Annotated in this window: 18 protein-coding genes; 8 read left to right on the top strand and 10 right to left on the bottom strand. The window is 70.5% G+C overall.

The genetic code is table 11. The annotated features are described in order from the left end of the window. Positions 1-76: 76 nt before the first annotated feature. A complete protein-coding gene (locus tag ACWD1U_RS01875; protein WP_451103697.1) occupies positions 77-1,243 on the top strand; it encodes a YihY/virulence factor BrkB family protein in 1,167 nt (388 codons plus the stop codon). Positions 1,244-1,271: 28 nt separating this feature from the next. Here the strand turns inward: ACWD1U_RS01875 and ACWD1U_RS01870 are convergent, their stop codons facing one another. Further along, positions 1,272-2,129 carry an NmrA family NAD(P)-binding protein gene (locus tag ACWD1U_RS01870; protein ID WP_451103696.1) on the bottom strand — a complete coding sequence of 286 codons (858 nt, stop codon included), beginning with the start codon at positions 2,127-2,129 and terminating at the stop codon, positions 1,272-1,274. Between the two features lie 81 nt (positions 2,130-2,210). Between ACWD1U_RS01870 and ACWD1U_RS01865 the strand changes: the two genes are divergently transcribed. Then, a complete protein-coding gene (locus ACWD1U_RS01865) occupies positions 2,211-3,143 on the top strand; it encodes an AraC family transcriptional regulator (protein ID WP_451103695.1) in 933 nt (310 codons plus the stop codon). Positions 3,144-3,317: 174 nt separating this feature from the next. Then, positions 3,318-4,007, top strand: coding sequence for a helix-turn-helix domain-containing protein (locus tag ACWD1U_RS01860; RefSeq protein ID WP_451103694.1), 690 nt, complete (start codon positions 3,318-3,320; stop codon positions 4,005-4,007). Here ACWD1U_RS01860 and ACWD1U_RS01855 read toward each other — a convergent pair. Further along, entirely contained in the window at positions 3,987-4,391 is a 405-nt protein-coding gene (locus ACWD1U_RS01855; protein WP_451103693.1) for a VOC family protein, read from the bottom strand. The two genes, ACWD1U_RS01860 and ACWD1U_RS01855, sit on opposite strands and share 21 nt — an antisense overlap. Before the next feature lie 193 nt (positions 4,392-4,584). Here ACWD1U_RS01855 and ACWD1U_RS01850 point away from each other — a divergent pair, with 193 nt between their 5' ends. Continuing rightward, entirely contained in the window at positions 4,585-5,244 is a 660-nt protein-coding gene (locus ACWD1U_RS01850) for a ThuA domain-containing protein (RefSeq protein ID WP_451103692.1), read from the top strand. Between the two features lie 318 nt (positions 5,245-5,562). Here the strand turns inward: ACWD1U_RS01850 and ACWD1U_RS01845 are convergent, their stop codons facing one another. The 7 genes from ACWD1U_RS01845 to ACWD1U_RS01815 form a co-directional block, all read right to left on the bottom strand. Next, positions 5,563-6,648, bottom strand: a complete 1,086-nt coding sequence (locus ACWD1U_RS01845; protein ID WP_451103691.1) for a LacI family DNA-binding transcriptional regulator — start codon at positions 6,646-6,648, stop codon at positions 5,563-5,565. Positions 6,649-6,849: 201 nt separating this feature from the next. Next, positions 6,850-8,448, bottom strand: a complete 1,599-nt coding sequence (locus tag ACWD1U_RS01840; RefSeq protein WP_451103690.1) for a glycoside hydrolase family 43 protein — start codon at positions 8,446-8,448, stop codon at positions 6,850-6,852. A 105-nt stretch (positions 8,449-8,553) separates the two neighbouring features. After that, entirely contained in the window at positions 8,554-9,492 is a 939-nt protein-coding gene (locus ACWD1U_RS01835; protein ID WP_451103689.1) for a carbohydrate ABC transporter permease, read from the bottom strand. Then, entirely contained in the window at positions 9,492-10,376 is an 885-nt protein-coding gene (locus ACWD1U_RS01830) for a carbohydrate ABC transporter permease (RefSeq protein ID WP_451103688.1), read from the bottom strand. The genes ACWD1U_RS01835 and ACWD1U_RS01830 overlap by 1 nt, the downstream gene beginning before the upstream one ends. A 10-nt stretch (positions 10,377-10,386) precedes the next feature. Beyond that, positions 10,387-11,724, bottom strand: a complete 1,338-nt coding sequence (locus ACWD1U_RS01825) for an ABC transporter substrate-binding protein (RefSeq protein ID WP_451103687.1) — start codon at positions 11,722-11,724, stop codon at positions 10,387-10,389. 384 nt (positions 11,725-12,108) lie between these two features. Further along, positions 12,109-13,197, bottom strand: a complete 1,089-nt coding sequence (locus ACWD1U_RS01820; RefSeq protein ID WP_451103686.1) for a LacI family DNA-binding transcriptional regulator — start codon at positions 13,195-13,197, stop codon at positions 12,109-12,111. A gap of 298 nt (positions 13,198-13,495) precedes the next feature. Then, positions 13,496-14,509 carry a hydroxyacid dehydrogenase gene (locus ACWD1U_RS01815; protein WP_451103685.1) on the bottom strand — a complete coding sequence of 338 codons (1,014 nt, stop codon included), beginning with the start codon at positions 14,507-14,509 and terminating at the stop codon, positions 13,496-13,498. Positions 14,510-15,732: 1,223 nt separating this feature from the next. Between ACWD1U_RS01815 and ACWD1U_RS01810 the strand changes: the two genes are divergently transcribed. The 4 genes from ACWD1U_RS01810 to ACWD1U_RS01795 all read left to right on the top strand — a co-directional run bounded on the left by ACWD1U_RS01810 (position 15,733) and on the right by ACWD1U_RS01795 (position 19,233). Beyond that, on the top strand, positions 15,733-17,079 hold the full coding sequence (locus ACWD1U_RS01810) for an extracellular solute-binding protein (RefSeq protein ID WP_451103684.1): 1,347 nt from the start codon (positions 15,733-15,735) through the stop codon (positions 17,077-17,079). After that, positions 17,076-18,101, top strand: coding sequence for a carbohydrate ABC transporter permease (locus tag ACWD1U_RS01805; protein WP_451103683.1), 1,026 nt, complete (start codon positions 17,076-17,078; stop codon positions 18,099-18,101). The genes ACWD1U_RS01810 and ACWD1U_RS01805 overlap by 4 nt, the downstream gene beginning before the upstream one ends. After that, complete coding sequence (locus ACWD1U_RS01800) at positions 18,101-18,922, top strand: carbohydrate ABC transporter permease (protein WP_451103682.1); 822 nt, start codon at positions 18,101-18,103, stop codon at positions 18,920-18,922. Before ACWD1U_RS01805 ends, ACWD1U_RS01800 begins: the two co-directional genes overlap by 1 nt. Positions 18,923-19,023: 101 nt before the next feature. After that, positions 19,024-19,233 (top strand): hypothetical protein, encoded by a 210-nt coding sequence (locus tag ACWD1U_RS01795; RefSeq protein ID WP_451103681.1) that lies wholly within the window; start codon positions 19,024-19,026, stop codon positions 19,231-19,233. A 369-nt stretch (positions 19,234-19,602) separates the two neighbouring features. On the opposite strand, the gene ACWD1U_RS01790 is transcribed toward ACWD1U_RS01795, so the two are convergent. Next, entirely contained in the window at positions 19,603-19,800 is a 198-nt protein-coding gene (locus tag ACWD1U_RS01790; protein WP_451103680.1) for a hypothetical protein, read from the bottom strand. Positions 19,801-19,865: the final 65 nt, after the last annotated feature.

The following is a 19,865-nucleotide window of genomic DNA, read 5'->3' as shown; positions in this document are numbered from 1 at the left end:
CCAGCGGACCGGGCCCGGCCCGCGAAGACCCGGCCTGTGGGTGAGTGGAGCCGGGCGCGACGGATACCGTTAGGGGGTGCAGCCAGCAAGTGAAACCCCCGACACACCCTCCGGGCGCCTCCATCGGGCGCGTGCTCTGTACCGGAACGTCTCCAAGCGCAGGACCGCCTGGCTGTTGATCAAGGACACCGTCAACTCCTGCATCGAGTACCGCATCCTGGGCCTCGCGGCCGAGGCCGCGTTCTTCACGCTGCTGTCGGTGCCGCCGCTGCTGCTGAGCATGATCGGATTGCTCGGCTACGTCGACGCCTGGACCGGTGCGGACACCATCGAGAGCCTCCAGACGAACATCCTGGAGGCCGCCCGCACGGTGCTGTCCGACCGGGGCGTGCGGCAGATCGCCGAGCCGATCCTGCACGACGTGACGAAGGGCGGCCGGCCCGACATCATCTCCATCGGCTTCCTGTTCGCCCTGTGGTCCGGCTCCCGCGCCGTGAACGTCTTCATCGACACCATCACCGTCATGTACGGCCTCGACGGCGTCCGCGGCATCGTCAAGACCCGCCTGATGGCCTTCCTGCTGTTCATCGTGGCCCTGCTGATCGGCTCCGTCGCGCTGCCGCTGATGGTGGCCGGACCGGACGCGGTGGTGCGGATCGTGCCGTGGTCGACGACGGTCGTCCAGGTCCTCTACTGGCCGGTCGTGATCCTGTTGTCCATCGCCTTCCTGACCACGCTGTACCACGTGTCCGTCCCCGTCCGCTCCCCGTGGATCGAGGACGTGCCCGGCGCGCTCGTCGCCCTGGGCATGTGGGTCCTCGGCAGCTTCCTGCTGCGGATCTACCTCACCAGCACGGTCGAGGGCCCCACGATCTACGGCTCCCTCGCCGCACCCGTCGCCGTGCTGCTGTGGATCGGCGTGGCCGCGTTCGCCGTGCTCGTCGGGGCCGCGGTCAACGCCGCCATCGACCGGGTCTGGCCGGCCGCCGCGACGGCCGCTGCCCGCGAGGCCAACGAGCGGCTGCGCCAGGCGCAGGTCGCCGAGTACGTGGCCCGCGCCGCCGCCCGAGGGGAGGCCGATCCCGACATGCCCTCCGAGTTCCCCGAACGCTGGTCCCGCTTCCTCCCCCCGGAGGACGTGTCGGCCCGCCTGCGCACCCACGTGAAGAGCACCCACGTGAAGAGCACCCACGCCAGCAGCGGCCGGAACCAGGGGGAGGGACAGCCGCCCCGGGAGAAGTGACAGGCGCCGGTCTCAGGCTCTCCCGGTCTCAGGCCTTCCAGGTGCCGGCCGCCGCCTCCTCGCGGACGAAGTCCGAGAAGTCCCTGGGTGCGCGGCCCAGGATGTCGTGCACCCCGTCGGAGAGGTGGGCGTTGCGCCCGTCGAGGAGGGTGTCGAAGATGCCGGTCAGGGCCGCGACCTCCTGCGGTGGCACGCCGAAGCCGGTCAGGGCCTCCCCGTAGTCCCGCGTGGAGACGGCCCGGTAGGCCAGCCGGCGGCCCGTCGCCTCGGCGATCTCCGCGACCGCCTCCCCGAAGGTCAGCAGCCGCGCCCCGGACAGCATGATCGTCTGCCCGGCGTACCGGTCGCCGGACGTCAGCGCGGTCACCACCACGTCCGCGATGTCCCGCACGTCGAGGAACGGCTCGCGCACCTCGCCGGCCGGGAACACCAGAACCCCGCGCTCCCGCAGCTCCGCCGACAGCGGCCCTTCGCTGAAGTTCTGCGCGAACCAGGCGGCCCGCACGACCGTCCAGTGCGCCCCGGAGGCGCGCAGCGCCTCCTCGGTCGGCAGGGCCTGGTCCTCGCCCCGCGCGGACAGCAGCACCAGTCGCCGCACCCCGAGCCCGACCGCCTCCCGCGCGAGCGCGCCGACCGCCTCGGCGGCACCCGGAGCGCCGACGTCCGAAGGATGGGCGAGGTAGGCCGCGTCGGCGCCACGCAGTGTGTCCGCCCAGGTCGAGGCGTCCCACCAGTCGAAGCCCGTCGCCCTGGACGCCGCCCGCACCGTGAGCCCGGCGGTCTCCGCCGCCCGCGCCACCCGGCTGCCGGTACGGCCCGATGCGCCCGTCACCACCACCGTCATGCCCCGCGTGCTCCGTGTCGTGTTCTCCGTCGTGTTCGTCATGCCGTCGAGTCAACTGCCGTACGCGGCACGAGACCATCGCCGAGCGGCTCATTCCCATACGCCCGCGTCTACGCTGACTTCATGGACGCACTCACCGGGTTGCTGGAGGGCCCCCGCGCCAGGGGCGCGTTCATGATCAGGGCGTGTTTCGACCCGCCCTGGGCGGTGCGCGTCGAGGACCGCGCCCCCCTCACCGTGATGCTCGTGGTCCGCGGCGAGGCCTGGGTCCTGCCCGACCGCGGCGAGCGGGGACGGCTGCGCGCCGGGGACCTCGCCATCGCCCGCGGCCCCGACCCGTACACCTGCGCCGACGCCCCCGGTACGGCGCCGCAGGCGCTGATCCTGCCCGGCCAGGAGTGCCGCCACCCCGACGGACGGCCCCTCAACGGCTCCATGGACCTCGGCGTCCGCACCTGGGGCGAGCGCCTCGACGGCGCCACGGTGATGCTGATCGGCACGTACCCGCGGCGGGGCGAGATCGGCGGCCGGCTGCTGGATGCCCTGCCGCCGCTGCTCACCCTCCCCGCCGACGTGTGGGACTGCCCGCTGACGCCGTACCTCTGCGAGGAGATCGCGCGGGACCAGCCGGGCCAGGAGGTCGTCCTCGACCGGCTGCTGGACCTGCTGGTCATCGCCGCGCTGCGGGCCTGGTTCGCCCGTCCCGAGGCGGAGGCGCCGGCCTGGTACCGGGCCCTGGCCGACCCGGTCGTGGGCGGCGTCCTGCGCCTGCTCCAGGACGACCCGGCCCACCCGTGGACGGTCGCCGCGCTCGCCGCGAAGGCCGGGGTGTCCCGGGCCGCCCTCGCCCGCCGCTTCACCGGCCTCGTGGGCGAGCCCCCGATGACGTACCTCACCGGCTGGCGCCTCGCCCTCGCCGCGGACCGGCTCCGCGACTCCGACGACACGCTCGACGCGGTGGCCCGCAGGGTCGGCTACGGCAGCGCGTTCGCCCTGTCCACGGCGTTCAAGCGGGTGTACGGGACGAGCCCGGTGGAGTACCGGGGGAGGGTGTAGCGCAGCGGCCCGGGGCGACGCGACAGGGGACCACGCCCCCGCAGCGTCGTCCCCGGCGGCAAAGCGGCGCCGACTCCCGGTTCTTGCCCGCCGCCTGGTCCGGGCGGTGCGGCAGCACGCACCGGCCCGGGTCAACGCCCGCGCATCCGCACCCCGCGGCGTAGCCTGGCACACGTGTACGCGGAGCGGGCGGCGCGGCTGGACGGGGCGGTCGTGTGGACCAACACCCCGGAGCGGTCCGGGGTGGGGCGGGTGCTGCCCGACGGGTGCATGGATCTGCTGTGGCACGACGGGCGGCTGCTGGTCGCCGGGCCCGACACCCGCGCGTACCTCACCGACGGCCGGGGCGGGCCCTGGGCCGGCATCCGCTTCTTCCCGGGCACGGCCCCGGTGCTCCTGGGCGTCCCCACGCACGAACTGCGGGACCGCCGCGTCGACCTCACGGACCTGTGGCCGGCTGCCGAGGTGCGGCGCCTGGCCGACCGTGTGAACGCGGCCCCCGACCCGGCGAGCGGCCTGGAGGAGCTGGCGCTGCGGCAGGCCGCCGGTGCACGACCCCCGGACCCGCTGCTGCGGCAGGTCGTCACCGCCCTCGACGCGGGCCGCCCGGTCGCCGTCGTTGCCGACGAACTGGGCTTCAGCGCACGCCAGTTGCACCGTCGTTCGCTCGCAGCCTTCGGCTACGGCCCCAAGACGCTGGCCCGCATCCTGCGGCTGCGGCGCGCCCTCGCGCTGGCCCGGGACGGCGTGCCCTTCGCGGACACGGCAGCCCGGGCCGGATACGCCGACCAGGCCCATCTGGCACGCGAGGTGAGGGAGTTGGCCGGTGCGCCGCTCGGTGAGCTACTCGCCCGAGGCGGCTAGCGGGGCGAACAGGTCCACGCCGTTGCCGTCCGGGTCGAGCACGACGGCGTACCGCTGCCCCCAGAAGGCGTCCCACGGCTTGAGCTCGCCGTCGCACCCGGCGCCGGTCAGCTGCTCGTAGAGCGCGTCCACCTCGTCCGGTGCGTCGCACCGCAGGGCCAGCGAGGTCCGGCCCCCGCCCGCGGGCGGCTGCCACTCGGGCAGGAAGGAGCGGACCGTCTCCTCGGTGTCGAGCATCAGCCGCAGTCCGCCGGGCAGTTGCGCCTCCGCGTGCGGCTGGTCCTCGGCGCCTTCGGGGAAGGCGAACCCGAGCCGGCGGTAGAACGCGACGGAGGCGGTCATGTCGGAGACGACCAGGCCGATGGCATCGAATCGTGCAGTCATGGGCTCACCGTAGGCAGGACCGCGACGACCGGTCTTGAAGGAATCGGACACCGGCCGCACGTGGAGCCGGGGGTGCGGAGGAGGCCGGACGACCCGACAGCCCTGTCCGTGGGTGGGGGAAACGAGATTCTCGGTCGCCGCAGATCCCGGATCGCCCTCCGGGGCATCCCCCCATCTCCTAGGTTCGGATGCCATGGCACCACGACTGCTCGTCTGCACCCGCACCACCGGCTACCGGCACCGATCCATCCCGGCCGGCATCGCCGCCCTGCGCACCCTCGGCGACTTCGACGTCCACGCCACCGAGGACCCGGCGGCCCTCGAGCAGCCGCTCGACCCCTACGCGGCCGTCGTCTTCCTCTCCACCAGCGGCGAAATCCTCACCCCGGCCGGCAGGGAGCGGCTCGCCGCTTACGTGGAGTCGGGCGGCGGTTTCGTGGGCGTGCACGCGGCGGCCTGCACGGAGTACGACTGGCCCTACTACGGCGAGCTGCTGGGCGCGTGGTTCGACCGCCACCCGCTCCACCAGCCCGGCCAGGCCGTCATCGAGGACCATGACCACCCGGCGACCCGGCACCTGCCGACCGTCTGGCACTTCACCGACGAGTGGTACGACTTCCGCACCAATCCGCGCGCCAGGGTCCGCGTCCTGGCCACCGCCGACGAGTCCTCCTACGAGGGCGGCGGCATGGGTGACGACCATCCCCTGGTCTGGTGCCGCGACCACGCCGAGGGCCGCGTCTTCTACACGGCCCTCGGCCACGCCTCCGAGGCCTACCAGGACCCGGCGTTCCGGGCGCATCTGCTGGGCGGAATCACCTGGGCGGCACGGCTGGAGGAGAGCCCCGGCTGAGGAGTCCTTGCACATGAGCGTTCGATCAGGTCGCGTGGTCCGGTGCCGTGCATCGCAAGGCGCCGGAGTGCCCTGGTAGCGGAGCTACCCGGGCGCTTCGGCGACGCGGCGAGGCGCGGTGCCAGGCCGCGCGACCCGGGCGGGCATGGTGCAAGGACCCCTGAGCGCCGGGCCGCCTGCGCTTCTCCCTCCCCCGGTGCGTTCCTTCCCGTCCCACGCGCTCCCCGTGAGACTGCCCTGCCCGAGGACCACCGCCCGTCACCGAGGTGCCCGTTCAGACGATGCACGTCCTGCCGGGCGACCGGCCGACCGGCACGGTCAGCCCGCCTCCGTCGCCTCCGGCCGAACCGCCGCCCCCGCCCTGCACGCGGGCGCCGCCGTACTCGCCCGCTCCACCAACCGCGTCGACAACTCCGTCCGCGTGCTCTCCGGATGGTGCCCGTCCATCAGCCGCAGCAGCGACCGCAGGGCCGTCGCGGCCATCTCCGACAGCGGCTGGCGGACCGTCGTCAGGGCGGGGGAGGCCCAGCGGGCCTCGGGCAGGTCGTCGAAGCCGACCACACTGATGTCGTCCGGGACGCTCAACTCCCGTTCTGTCAGGGCCTCGTACACCCCCAGCGCCATCCGGTCCGAGCAGACGAAGACGGCCGTCGGCGGCTCGGGCAGGTCGAGGAGTTCCAGCATGCGCCGGTGGGCCAGGCCCTCGTCGAAGCCGGCGTATCGGACGTACTCCGCGCGGTGCCGGAGCCCGGCCGACGCGAGCGCCGAGCGGTACCCGGCGACCCGCGCGCTGCTGCACATCGTGCGCCGGGGACCGGCGATGACGGCGACCCGCTCGTGCCCCAGTGACAGCAGATGCTCCGTGGCCGTCAGCCCGCCCTGCCAGTTCGCCGCCCCCACCGACACCACGCCCTCCGGTGGCTCCTGGATCGGGTCGATCATCACGAACGGGATGCGGTGCTGCTCCAGCCAGGCGTACTGGGAGTCGCTCAGCTCGGCCAGGTTGAACAGGACGCCGGAGGAACCCCGGGCCACCAGCTTGTCCAGCCAGCCCCGCTCCGGACGCCCGACCCGGGAGCGGGTGAGCGCCGCCGACACCACGACCTCCAGGCCCGCGTCGTGCGCCGCCTCCTCCACCCCGTGCAGCACCGCCCCCGACCAGGAGCTGTCCAGCGAGTGCACGACCAAATCGACCAGCCGGGGTGCCTTCGCCGCGTCGAAGCGGGGTCTGCGCACATAGCCGAGCCGGTCGAGCGCCTCGGTGACACGGCGACGGGTCTCGGGTGCCACGTCCTCCCGGCCGTTGACCACCTTCGACGCGGTCGGCACCGACACGCCCGCCTCACGCGCCACGACCGCCAGCGTCGGACCGGCCGCCATGCTCGCACTCGCCGTACGGACCATCGGGAACCCACCTCTCCGGCCCGCCCGAGGGCCGTGGAAAGTTTCGACCAGCGCTGCTCACCGCAGGCCGGAGTCCGGCCCTACAGAAAGCGCTTCCTACTGTAGGTGCGGCGGAGGACGGCGGGAAGACAAGTGAATTCACCGGTCCTCGCCGGTCAAAACTTTCGAAACCCCGAACAACGACTCAGCCGGGCGTGCAGGTCAGCGGGTACAGGTCAGCCGGAACCCCGTGAAGTCCGCCGTGAACGCCGCGTCGACGAGGTCCCGGGCGTGGACGCCCGCCATCGCACCGGTGAAGCGCAGCCGGGAACCGTGGTCGTCGGACAGCCGGCTGAAGTCCAGGGCCGGGCCGATCGCCGTTCGCACCCCGTCCCGGACGTGCCAGAAGCGTGCCTCGGCTCCCTCGATCGTCACCCCCAGCGTCACGGCCGCCTCCCCCGGAACCTCCACGACGGCGACCTGCCGGGTGCCCTCCTCATCGCGATCCACGAGGCTGAGCACCGTACGGCCACCCGCGCCGGGCGTGCCCCGCCACTGCTGTCCGCGCTGCGGCTCGCCCTCGGGCTCCGCCCAGGTCAGGTCCAGACTGAGATACGCCTCGGGGTTGTACCAGAGCACCAGCCCGGCGGCCTGGGTGAAGGTGACCGGCCGCGCCTCGACCGTGACCTCGGCCTCCGCGCGGTGTTCGGTGATGCGCTGGGCCAGCAGGCTGCTCGCCCAGCGGGACTCCGGCCCGTGCCGGCCGCGCAGCCGGATCCAGCCGGGCCGGGCCGTCGTGTCGACCCAGGACGGATCCGGCGGCTCGCGCAGGGAACTCCAGGGCCAGGACAGGTCCTCGGGCGGGGCGGCGGGAGGCAGCGGGTGCGGCTGGGTCGGTACCTCGACGTCCACCGCCGGGTGCCAGCCGCCCTGCCGCAGCCGAGGCCAGCCCTCCGCGTCCCAGGTCACCGCCTGGATCGCGGTCTCCCGGCCGAGCGGGCAGCGGCGGCCCTGCGGCGTGTGCAGCGGACGGGCCGTCAGATGCCCGATCAGCCACTGCCCGTCCGGAGTCTCCACCAGCTCGCCGTGCCCGGCCTTCTGCAACGGCACGTCCGGGTCGTCCCGCGTGGTCAGCAACGGCCGTTCGTCGAGTTCGTACGGCCCGGTCAGCTCCCGGCTGCGGGCCACCCGCACCCCGTGTTCCCAACCCGTGCCGCCCTCCGCGAGCACCAGGTAGTACCACCCGGCGCGCCGCAGCAGCTTCGGCCCCTCGATCAATCGGTCGTGCTGGAGCAGCAGTTGTGTCCGCCCGAGTGGAGCCAGGGTGTCCCGGTCCAGCTCCGTGACGACGATCCCGGCGAACCGCCGCCCTCCCGGCCGGTGGTCGTTCTGGAGGTTCAGCAACCACAGCCTGCCGTCCTCGTGGAACAGGGCCGGGTCGAAGCCGTGGCTCGCGACCCGGCGCGGCGCGCTCCACTCGCCGCTCACCTCGGTGGCCGCCGAGACGTACGTGTCCAGGTCGAAGTACGGCGTGCCGACCGAGCGCACGACGGTGTACGTCACCCAGAACCGTTCCCCGTCCCAGCTCAGCGACGGCGCCCAGATGCCCCCGGAGTCGGGCACCCCGGCCAGCGAGCCGCCGGGGGCCGCGCCCCGGACGTGCCCCGCGTACTCCCAGTGGGCCAGGTCGCGGGAGCGGTGGACCGGGATCGTCGGGAACCACTCGAAGGAGCTGGTCGCCACGTAGTACCAGTCGCCGACCCGGATCAGGGAGGGGTCGGGGGCGAAGCCGCGGAGGACGGGGTTGTGCAGGACGGTCACGCGGGGACTCCCGGGGAGTTGGGCACCTGGGGTCCGCGGGGAGTCAGGGTCACCCGCGGCCCCCAGGAGTCAGGAGAGGCGAGGGAGATCACTTGAGGGCGCCGATCACTTGAGGGCGCCGAGCGTCACGCCCGTCCGCCAGTAGCGGCGCATCGCGACCATCATGATCGCCATCGGGATGATGGACAGCAGCGCGCCCGTCAGGACGAGGCTGGTCACGTCGATGCCCGACTCCAGGCGCTTGCCGGTCCAGTTGTACAGGCCCAGGTTGAGCGTCCAGTTCTCCTCGCCGCGCAGCACGGTCAGGGGGAGGAAGAAGGCGTTCCAGGTGTTGACGAAGGCGAGCAGGAACACCGTCGCGCCGCCCGTGGTCATCATCCGCAGCACGATGCTGAAGAAGATGCGCAGTTCACCGGCGCCGTCGATACGGGCCGCCTCGAGGAGTTCGAACGGGATCGTGGCCTCGGTGTACACCTTTGCCAGATACACGCTGAACGGGTTGATCAGGCAGGGGATCAGCATCGCCCACGGGGTGTCCACCAGACCGATCGCCGAGAACAGCAGATACAGCGGCAGGGTGAGCAGGGCGATCGGGATCAGGAACGAGCCGACCACGGCCGCGAACACCACGCCCCGCCCGGGGAACTCGAAGCGGGCCAGCCCGTAGCCCGTGGCGAGGGCGATGAGCGTGCCGCCGAGGGAGCCGACCCCCGCGTAGAGGAACGAGTTGGCGGTCCAGCGCAGGAAGATGCCGCCCTCGTACGTGAACACCTGGTGCAGGTTCTCCCACAGGTGGAAGTCGGAGAACCACAGGCCGTTGCTCTGGTACAGCCCCACCCGGTCCTTGGTCGCGGCGACCAGCAGCCAGTACACCGGGAACAGGCTGTAGGCGCCGGCCAGGACCAGGCCGACCAGGAGAAAGCGCTGGCCGCCCCGGGAACGAGCGGCCGGGTCCGGGCGGGTGATCCGTCGCACGGCACCCCCGCGGGGTGGCACGGCAGCCGCTTCCGTGCCGTTTTCCTTGCGGTTTTCTGTCAGCGCCATCAGTCCGCCGCCCTCGAGGTCAGCCGGTAGAAGAGGAAGGACGCGACGCCGAGGATCAGCGCGAGCAGCACCGACAGGGCGGCGGCGTAGTGGTAGTTGGCGGCGTTGAACGCCTGGTTGTAGATGATCATGATCGGGGTGAAGCTGTCGCTGACCGTCTGCGGGGTCACGTTCCTGAACAGCGCGGGCTCGTTGAAGATCTGCAGCATCTGGATGATCGACAGCAGAGCGGTCAGGACGAGCGCGCCGCGCACGAACGGGACCTTGATGCTCAGGGCGATCCTCAGCTCCGACGCGCCGTCCAGCCGCGCGGCCTCGAACAGCTCGCGGGGCACGCCCTGGAGCGCCGCGTAGATGATCACCATGTTGTAGCCGATGCCGTGCCAGGTCAGCAGGTTGCCGATGGCCGGCCACACCATCGAGGGTCCGAAGAAGTTCCAGTCGAACCCGAACAGGTCGCCGATGGGGGTCAGGGGGCCCACGTCCGGGCTGTACAGGTTGATCCACACGATGGCCGCGACCACGCCCGGGATCATGTACGGGACCAGCAGCAGGATCCGGAACCGGCCGGCCACCTTAGAGGTGACCGCGTCCAGGAAGAGCGCCAGCACCAGGCTGATGAGCAGCATGAACGGGATCTGGACACAGGCGAACAGCACCACCCGCAGGATGGAGGTCATGAACGCCGAGTCGCTCAGGCCCTTGCTGTAGTTCTCCAGCCCGACGAACTCCGTGGTCGCGCCGCCGAGCCCCAGCCCGGACTGCTTCTCGAGGAACAGCGACTGGTAGACGGCGTAGCCGATCGGAAGCAGATAGAGGAAGACGAAGCCGAGCTGGAAGGGCACCGTGAACGCGGCACCCTTCCAGCGCTGGGAGCGAATCATCGGGTACGCCTCAGCCCTTGACGCTGATGCCGCGCTGCTTCAGGTCGTTGACCGTCCACTCCTGCATGTGCGCGAGGAGGTCGGTGACCTTCTGCTCCTTGCTGACGACCTTGGCCCACCCGTCCTGCATCTCCGTGAACATCGCGGTCCAGTTCGGGCCGAAGTTCCAGCCGGTCCGGACGGTGCCCAGGCTGTCCGTCACGATCTTCTTGGCCGGCTCGTAGTTCTTGCCGAGCAGCTTCTCGGAGATCGCGTCGGAGACGTACGACTCGCTGTCGGCCAGCGCCGGCATCACACCGCTGCCGGTCTCCGGGCTCGCCATGGTCTTGACCGCACCGGTGTCGGTGGACATCCACAGCGCCGCCTCGGCGGCCTGCTTCTTGTTCTTGCACTGCTCGCTGACCAGCGTCAGGTTGCCGCTCTGGTTGGTGCCGGCCGGTGTCTGGGCGGCTTCGCCCTTGAAGGTCGGCCATGGGGAGATCGCCCAGTCGCCGAAGGACTTGGTGAAGTTCTGCACCATGCCGGACATCTGCCAGGTGGAGATCTGCCGGGTCGCGGTGCCGCCGTTGTCGTAGTTGCGCTGTACGGCCGCGTAGTCGGCGAAGGAGAGCTTGGAGTTCAGGTCGTTGTCGATGATCTCCTGGATCACCTTCGCGGCCTTCAGGGTGCCCTCGTCCTGGAAGTCCACCTTCCAGGAGTCGCCGTCGACGCTGTACCAGTTCGCCCCGGCCTGCATGGCGAGCACCTCCAGGGTGCTCGGGTCCTCACCGGCGTAGTTGGTGATCTTGATGTCGTGCTTCTTCAGCACCTTGCCCGCGGCGATGAACTCGTCCCAGGTCTTGGGCGCCTTCAGGCCGTACTTCTTGAAGATGTCGGTGCGGTAGATGGTGAAGGCGGGCGCCGAGGCGGTGGGGACGCCGTAGATCTTCCCCTGGACCTGGCCGACCGCCCAGGCGCCGGGGTTGAACTTGTCCTTGCTGGACTCGACGTACTGGGTGATGTCGGCGAGCGCGCCCTGCGAGACCCAGCTCGTCACGTACTCGCCGGTGTTCTGCAGCAGGCAGGGAGCATTGCCGGCCTTGACGGCGTTGGTCAGCTGCTTCTGCATCGTCAGCTGGTCGGTGACCTTGGTGTACTTCAGCTGGACGTCCTTGTGCGAGGCGTTGAACGCCTTGACGACCGCCTCCTGGCCGTTGGCCCAGCCCCAGAAGGGGAGGGTGACCGGCCCGGACTTCGACGCGGCGTCGTCGCCCGAGCCGGATCCGCCGCAGGCGGAGAGCAGACCTGTCAGTGCGATACCCGCGACAGCGGCGGAGGTGAACCTTCTCCGGGGGCTGGTGAAGTTCATCTGACCGTGATCCTTCGGAATAGGGCGTTCTCAGAACGAGAGGACGACAGCGGCTCGGTTGTGCTGGCCAGGAACAGCGGCCGGAAACCGTCGGCTCGCGGTTGCAGGGGGTTCGGCCAAGCGTAAGAAGAAGCTGTAGTAAGCGGTTGCCGAGACCGTAGGCGGGGAGCTCGGTTCTTAGCAAGAGGTGCGCGGCAACTTGTTACGGCGGATTGTCTGCCGGGCTATCTCCGAGCACGCGGCGGACGTTTCGCGGATGCCCCTGTATACCCGCAGGTCAATGCGGTTTCAGGAGCGTCGTTCCGGGGCTCGTCGGGTACACCGACGAAACCTCGAACCGGCCGCAAAGGCTGTGGAAAACGGTTACGTAACGACCTCTGCGTGTTATCCGCGCTGCCCCGGCGGCCGCACCGAGTTCCGGACCACGACATGCGTGCCCAGCACCAGATGGTCGCCGTCGGCACTCTTGCGGCGCCCCGCGCCGCCCTCGCGCCGGTCCGCCACCGCGCGCAGCGCGACGCGGCCCATCTCCTCGTACGGCACGTGCACGGTGGTCAGCTGGGGCGTGAGCTGGGACGCGAGCGGGATGTCGTCGTAGCCGACGATCGAGACGTCCTCGGGCACCCGCAGGCCCGCCGCGCGCAGGGCCTGCATGGCGCCCGCCGCGACCACGTCCGTCCCCGCGAGCACGGCCGTGAAGTCCGGCGTGTCGTGCAGGGCCGCCTCGACGGCCTCGTACCCGTGCTCGTAGTCGTACGGGCCGTGCCGGACCATACCCGGGTCGAACGGCACGCCGTACGCCTCGAAGGCCCGCTGCGCTCCCCTCAACCGGCCCTGTGCGGTGGTCAGTTCGGCATGCCCCGGCAGGACCAGGACGCGCCGGTGACCAGCCGACAGCAGGTGGCTGGCCATCGCGTAGGCGCCGCCCTCGTTGTCGTAGTCGACGGTCGTCGCCGGTACGTCGCCCTCCAGCGGGGGCCTGCCCACCAGGACCAGGTGCGAGCCCGCCGCGTCCAGGGAGCGGGCGAAGCGGGCCATGCGCAGCTGGTACTCGTCGTAGTCGTAAGCCCCGCCGAGCAGTATCACCGCGGCGACGCCCTGCTGGCGCATGAGGTTCACCAGTGCGAGCTCCCGCTCGGGGTCGTCGCCGGTCGTGCCGACCAGCGAGAGCCATCCGCGCAGGGTGGCGGCGCCCTCGACGCCCTTCGCGACATGCGCGAACGCGGCGCCGGTGATGTTGTTGATGAGGATCGCCACCGTCGGGGTGCCGCCGCCGGCGAGCGAACGGGCATGGGCGTTGGTGACGTAGTCCAGGTCCCGGACCACCTTCATCACCTTGCGGCGCAGTTCCTCCGAGACCGGGTAGTTGCCGGACAGCACCCGCGAGACGCTGGCCACGGAGACACCGGCCCGCTCCGCGACATCACGAATGGTCGCCCGTCCGGCGTCGCTCGCCGCCTTGCGCTGACTCACCCTTGCGGCTCCTTCACCGTCGTGGCTCGATCCGGCACCGGGGCTGTGCCCCCACCCGTGCGGAAACCGTATCCCATCGTTACTCCAGGCTGGAGGGCTTGTGGGCGGCGGGCCGAAGGGCCTGCTCGCGACGTGACGCGGGCAGGGCGTGCCGCTGTGGTGCGGGCAGGGCGTGCGGCTGTGGTGCGGACCGGGCGTGCGGCTGTGGTGCGGACCGGGCGTGCGGCTGTGGTGCGGTCCGGGCGGGCCGCCGTGACGCGGCCCGCCGGCGGTCCCGGCGGCCTGCCACGCCGAGCCGTCATGCCACCCGCGCGAGATCCGCATGCCGCACCTCGTGGACCGGCGGCAGGCCCGCCGCCAGGCGCTCCAGTTCCTCCACGACGATGCGGCCGAGCCGCTCCAGTTCGTTGCCCAGTGAGCCGGCGATGTGCGGGGTGAGGAACACGTTGGGCAGGTTGTACAGCGGGGAACCGGCCGGCAGCGGCTCCGGGTCCGTGACGTCGAGGACCGCGCTGAGCCGGCCGGACACCAGCTCGTCGGTGAGCGCCTCGTGGTCGACCAGCGCGCCGCGGGCGGTGTTGATGAGCACGCCGCCGTCCCGCACCAGGGCGAGCCGCTCGCGGTCGAGCATGTGGTGGGTCTCGGGGATGTCGGGGGCGTGCAGACTCACGATGTCGCTGTGGCTGAGCAGGTCCTCCAGCGGCAGCGACTCGGCACCGAGGGCGGCGGCCTCGGCCGGGCTCACGTACGGGTCGTGCAGCAGGACGGTGAGGTCGAACGGCCGCAGCAGCTCCAGCAGCCGGCGGCCCACCCGGGACGCGCCGATGACACCGACCCGGCGGCCGAGGTTGCCGGTCGTCGCGGTCTGAGCGGGGCCCGGGTAGGCGTGCGTGTGGCGGAAGCGCTCGCGGTGATCGAAGGTGTCCTTGCCCACGAGCAGGATCATCGCGAGCGTGTACTCCGCGACGGGCACGGCGTTGCCCGTCACCGCACTGGAGACCTTCACGCCGCGCTCCCACAGGGCGTCGCCGACCAGGGAGCGCACGGAGCCGGCCGCGTGCAGGACGGCGTCCAGCTTCGGGGCCGCCGCGAGGGCGCCGGCGTCCAGATGCGGGCAGCCCCAGCCGGTGATCAGCACCTCGGCGGTGGCCAGGGCGTCGGCCGCGGCCAAATCGGTGAAGTCCCGCACGACCAACCCGGGGTCGATGTCGGCCGTGCGCCTCAGCCGCTCCATCAGCGGCGGAGGAAAGAGCAGCGGGAGGTGTAGCGGGTCCATCGCGAACACGGCCCGCGGCAGCTGAGGGCTGGGCATGACTCTCCTGGAGCAGAGGATGGAAACGTTTCAGAAAGCGTCTTCTACCGTAGATCCACCGGGAGGCAGCGGTCAATCGGCAGGGCCGGGGTGACGGTCGGCGGCGCAGGTTGTCCGGGCAAAGGGCCCTGGTTTCCCGCGTCGTGACGTGAACGAACAGACAGAGGGAGGGTGAACCGGAGGCGTAGAGGGTGCGTGTTGCTGTGAGGGGCGGGCCGGAGTCGACACCCCCTCGGGGGCGCCACGAGACGAGCACGTTCTGGAAATCGATTACCAGCGTTTCGGTGCGCGACGGTGGACACCGACTGTGCCGCCGTCGACACCTGGATACCCGGTTGCCCGCTTCGACAACCGGTTCCCACCCTCTTCCGAGGCGAGCTCCCGGCCGCCCCTGGTCAGGGCGGGCCGGTCACCCATCGTCGGCTTGTGCGCGGCGGCCGGGAACAGGACTTATCGACGCCCTGGCTGATAACACCGAGGTTACACAGTCTTCTCGAAAATTCGTCAAGGCTCTTGACGCGCCATCCCGAGGGCAAGAAGCTCTGCCCCACGAATAACAACCGGTTGCCATCGCGAACCAGGAAAAGCAAGGAGGTGGTGCGTTCATGCACCCAGATGCCGGTGCATCCCTGAGCCGCCGCCGGAGCTCGGCGCGATCACGACGCGGGCCGCAGTCGGAGCCCCTTTCCGGCAAGCTTCACGCCCTCTGAACCCGTTCCGCGCGACGGCGCGGACATCCGCTCCTGGCCGCGTACGGCGGCAGCGACGACCGCCTCACCGGGGCGGCGCCGTACAGGGCCACGGGGCAACCTCCACCGGGACGCGTCCCGCGCACCACGCCCCCCAGGGCGGCGGAACCAGGCGCCCCCGCGACGAACAGATGCCTGCCCCCGGAGCCGACCCCGGCGAGACCCGTCCCCGGTCCGGACATCGTCCGCACGGCGACCACCCGAAGCCGCTCTGCGTCCCCGTACCTCCGCGTCCTCATAGGTCCGTCCGTGAGGCCGCGTCACGACTGCCCCGTCGGCCTGCCGGCCACTCGGCGGCGGCCACTCGGCTGTACCCCGGCACGCTTCCGTGCGCCTCACCGGGCGAGCCGGCGCCTCACTCCTGCCTTGCCCCGGCGGAGTTCCCCGCGGATCTCCGTATCGGAACTCCCGCCGCACATCGGCCCTCGATCCGTCCCGCAGCCCCGCTGTCACCTGCATGAAAGGTTCACGACCATGTCCGTTCCCGCCAGAAGCGCCCTCGGACGGCGTGACTTCCTCGCCACCACCGCCGGTGTCACGCTCGCCGCCGCGGCACTGCCCGGATGTGCCGCCTCCGTCGACGACGGCTCCGGCTCCGGCGCCAAGAAGGGCGCCTCGACGCTCACCGTCATGGCCAACACCGAGGACAAGAAGACCGTCCAGGCCGCCGCGAAGGTGCTGGGCGTGAAGGTCACCTTTCTCACTTTCGACCAGACCAAGCTCAACGCCATGCTGGCCGGCAAGAACCCGCCGGACGTGGTGCGCGGCTTCGGTGCGCTGGACACGCCGTACTTCGCCGCCCGCGGCCTGATGGCCGACCTGGACCCCTACTTCGCCGAGAGCTCGGTCCTCAGGACCTCCGAGCTCGACCCGGTCAACGACCTCTGGCGCTTCGACGGAGAAAAGCAGGGGACGGGGCCGCGCTACGGCATGACGAAGGACTACTCCCAGGACGCGATGTTCTGGTACCGCACCGACATGTTCGACGCCGCGAAGCTGGACCACCCCAGCGACACCGAGCCGCTCTCCTACGACGAGTGGCTGGACCTCGGCAAGCGGCTGGCCAAGCGCAGGCTCGGCAAGGTGAAGGTCTACGGGCTGAGCGCCGGGCCCGGCACCTTGCCCACGTTCATGAACATGACCGCCTCGGCCGGCGGCAAGCTGTTCGCTGATGACCTCGCCTCCGTCGACTTCTCCTCGCCCGAGGCGATGAAGGGACTGAGCTGGTACCTGGAGTACGCCAAGGCCAACATCGGCCCGAGCCCCGCCAACCCGAACCCGGACGGCTGGGACTGGCCCACCTACCAGGCCAACCGCATGGCCATGGCCAGCAACGGCTACTGGTTCGGCGGGCTGGTCGGCGGCGACCCCAAGATCGCCAAGGTGACACGGTTCGCGCCCGCCCCGCAGATGGGCGGCCACCGCATCAGCCCCTGCTTCGGTGCCACCGGCTACTGGATCCCCGAGGGCGCCAAGAACAAGGACGCCGCCTGGAAGTTCTTCGAGTGGTACTTCGCAGGCCAGCCGGCCAAGGACCGGGCCAGCAGCGGCTGGGGCATCCCGAGCCTGAAGTCGCTGCACTCGCTGATGCCGCAGGCGCAGCCGTTCCAGAAGCAGTCCCACGCCGTCCAGCAGCAGGAGCTCCCGTACCTCCAGACGATGACCGTCACCCCGTACGCCCAGGCGACCGCCCTGGACGCGGTGATCAACAAGGTGTTGCCGGGTGCGGTCAAGTCCGGGACCTCGGCCGGGAAGGTCGCGGACGCGCTGAACTCGCAGATGAACGACGCGATCGCCGCGGGCAAGGAGCTGGTGGGGTGAGTACCGGTCAGCTCACGGGAGACACCGCCCGGGCCGTGCCGTCCCCGTCCCCGGGGGCGGCCGCCCGCCCGGCACGCAGACGACTGTCCCTCAGCAAGCGCAGGGCATGGGCGTTCTACGCGTTCACCGGCCCGTGGGTGCTGGGATTCCTGGGGCTGACGGCCTACCCGCTCCTGTACGCGCTGTGGCTGAGCTTCACCAACTCCGACGGACTCTCCCAGCGCACCAGCTTCGTCGGTCTGGCGAACTACAAGGAAATCTTCTACGACCCGGACACCATGGCCTCCCTCGGCCGGACCGCGCTGTTCACCGGCATCACCGTGCCGCTGTCGATCGTGGCCGGGCTGATGCTGGCGGTCCTGGTCAACCAGCCGATCCGCTCCCGTGGCCTGTTCCGCACCCTGCTGTACCTGCCCGCGGTCGTACCGCCGGTCGGCGCGGCGCTCACCTTCAAGCTGATCTTCGACCGGGACTCGGGGGCCGCCAACGGCGTCCTGGACGTCCTCAACATCAACGGCGTTCCCTGGCTGATCGACCCCTACGCCCGCTGGGTGCTGATCACCCTGACGATGTGGGGTGTCGGCAACGTCATGATCATCTCGCTCGCCGGGCTCCAGGACATCCCCAAGGAACTTCTGGAAGCGGCGCGGGTCGACGGTGCCAGTTCCTGGCAGTCCTTCACCCGGATCACCCTGCCCCTGCTCTCCCCGGTGATCTTCTTCCAGGTCGTCACCGGGATCATCGGAGCGCTGCAGAGCTTCGCGCCACTGCTGATCGCACTCAACCCCACCCCGGCGGGCGTGACGTCCGTCCCCGAGAGCAACTACTTCTACATGATCAACGTTTTCGCCCAGTACTTCGCCAACGGACGTTACGGCTATGCCTCAGCGATGCTGTGGGTGCTCTTCGCGTTCATCGTCGTCATCACCTTCCTGGTGTTCAAGGTGAGCAAGGGCGCCGTCTTCTACACGGTGGAAGCGGAGCCGGCGAAGGACAAGCCCCGCACGATGGGAGACGCGTAATGGTGTTCGCCCGGCGCAACGCCGTCTACATGCTCCTTGTGGCACTGCTCGTCCTCTTCCTCAGCCCTTTCGGCTGGCTCGCGATCACCGCTCTCAAGGACGCGTCGGAACTGCGGGTCATGCCCATCCACTGGTGGCCGCACCACCCGAACCTGGACAATTTCCGGCAGGCGCTGACCGCGTTCGACTACCTCGGCTATGCGCGAAATTCCCTGACGATCGCCGGCATCTACGCCGTTCTGGTCACCCTCGCCTCGGCCTGGGCCGGATTCGGCTTCGCCCGGCTGACCGCCCCGGGCAAGCGGGTGATCTTCGCGGTGCTGCTGTCGACGATGATGCTGCCGCAGGTCATCACCCTCATCCCGACCTATCTGATGTTCGCCGAGCTCCACCTGCTGAACACCTATATGCCGTGGGTGCTGTGGGGGCTGTCCGGCGCACCGTTCCTGATCTTCCTGTTCCGGCAGTTCTTCAGCAACATGCCGAAGGAACTGGAGGAGGCGGCGATCGTCGACGGCTGCGGTACCTTCCGGATCTTCCTGCGGATCTTCCTGCCGCAGTCGTGGCCGGTCATCGCCACCAGCCTTATCCTGTCCTTCAGCTGGTCATGGGGCGACTACATCGGCCCCGCGCTGCTGCTGGACGACGCGCACACCACCCTCACGGTCAAGCTCGCCAACGGCTACGTCAACGCACAGGGCATGCCGGTGTCCAACCTCATCGCCGCAGGCGCCGTGATGTACGTGATCCCGGTGCTCGTGCTCTTCCTGATCATGCAGCGCGGCTTCGTCTCCGGCATCGCCACCTCCGGACTCAAGTGAGCCAGCAGGCAACTGGCACAGCGTCAATTTCCCGCGAGCAACCTGGAGGGCACGACGAACATGACCGACGTCCAGGGCACCGACACGACCCGCAGGGTGGGGTGACGGACCGCCCCGCCCTCACCCCGCAGCTCGGCCGGACCCGGGTGATGGCCATCCTCCGGTCGGCCGACGCCTCCGGGCTGCCCGCCGCGGCCCGGGCGCTCGCGTCCGGTGGCATCACCTGCCTGGAAATCACCCTCACCACCCGCGACGCCCTGGCCGGTACTCGGGCAGCAGTGTCAACTCCACCGCCGGGTGCACCGCCGTGAGCTGAGCGGAGAAAGAGACACCGTCGGCCGCACGGCCGGCCCGATTGCGGGGTTCGGGCCAGTGGTCGGCGAGTACCCGGCGCACACAGCACCGTCCACCAGCTCGAACAGCTCATCGCCCCGGACGGTCAGACACGCGTACAACTCGTCCCCGAAGCGTGACGCTTCCGCGAACGCTTCCTCCGGAACAGCTTCAGGCAGCAGTCTCACCCTCACGGCCTTCGTCGTGGTCACGTGCACTTTGGTCGGAGCACATGATCAGACGAAGGCCGCCTCAGCGTTCGGAGAATACCCAGCGAGAGCAACCCAGTTCGAGATGCCGTTCGGTGCCGGAGACCAAAGAACAAGCTGAGCAGCCGTGTGGAGTCCTCACGGGGACTCGCGCTGCGAGCGCCGTGCCGCGCGGAAAGTGACACCAAGGACTCCGCCTGCACCACCGCCGAGCACCAGGCCCATCGCCATGTTGTCGAAAACAGCCAGTCCGAACACAACTGGAATGCCGATCAGCATGCTTACAACAAGCCCTGTGCTGATGGAGGGTAGGCCGGCTTCCTCGTTGTTCGTCACACGATCATGGTGCCGAACGAGCCGCCCGGAGACGAGCTTCAATACGGCCAACCCTCACGGTCGGC

Source organism: Streptomyces sp. NPDC002788 (genome assembly GCF_053592115.1).
This window is presented reverse-complemented; position numbering and strand designations above follow the sequence as displayed.

Coding starts and splice junctions, on each gene's coding strand:
- ACWD1U_RS01870 (WP_451103696.1), bottom strand. CDS start 2,129: ATGACGAACACGACGGAGAACACGACACGGAGCACGCGGGGCATGACG.
- ACWD1U_RS01865 (WP_451103695.1), top strand. CDS start 2,211: ATGGACGCACTCACCGGGTTGCTGGAGGGCCCCCGCGCCAGGGGCGCG.
- ACWD1U_RS01855 (WP_451103693.1), bottom strand. CDS start 4,391: ATGACTGCACGATTCGATGCCATCGGCCTGGTCGTCTCCGACATGACC.
- ACWD1U_RS01850 (WP_451103692.1), top strand. CDS start 4,585: ATGGCACCACGACTGCTCGTCTGCACCCGCACCACCGGCTACCGGCAC.
- ACWD1U_RS01845 (WP_451103691.1), bottom strand. CDS start 6,648: ATGGTCCGTACGGCGAGTGCGAGCATGGCGGCCGGTCCGACGCTGGCG.
- ACWD1U_RS01835 (WP_451103689.1), bottom strand. CDS start 9,492: ATGGCGCTGACAGAAAACCGCAAGGAAAACGGCACGGAAGCGGCTGCC.
- ACWD1U_RS01830 (WP_451103688.1), bottom strand. CDS start 10,376: ATGATTCGCTCCCAGCGCTGGAAGGGTGCCGCGTTCACGGTGCCCTTC.
- ACWD1U_RS01825 (WP_451103687.1), bottom strand. CDS start 11,724: ATGAACTTCACCAGCCCCCGGAGAAGGTTCACCTCCGCCGCTGTCGCG.
- ACWD1U_RS01815 (WP_451103685.1), bottom strand. CDS start 14,509: ATGCCCAGCCCTCAGCTGCCGCGGGCCGTGTTCGCGATGGACCCGCTA.
- ACWD1U_RS01810 (WP_451103684.1), top strand. CDS start 15,733: ATGTCCGTTCCCGCCAGAAGCGCCCTCGGACGGCGTGACTTCCTCGCC.
- ACWD1U_RS01800 (WP_451103682.1), top strand. CDS start 18,101: ATGGTGTTCGCCCGGCGCAACGCCGTCTACATGCTCCTTGTGGCACTG.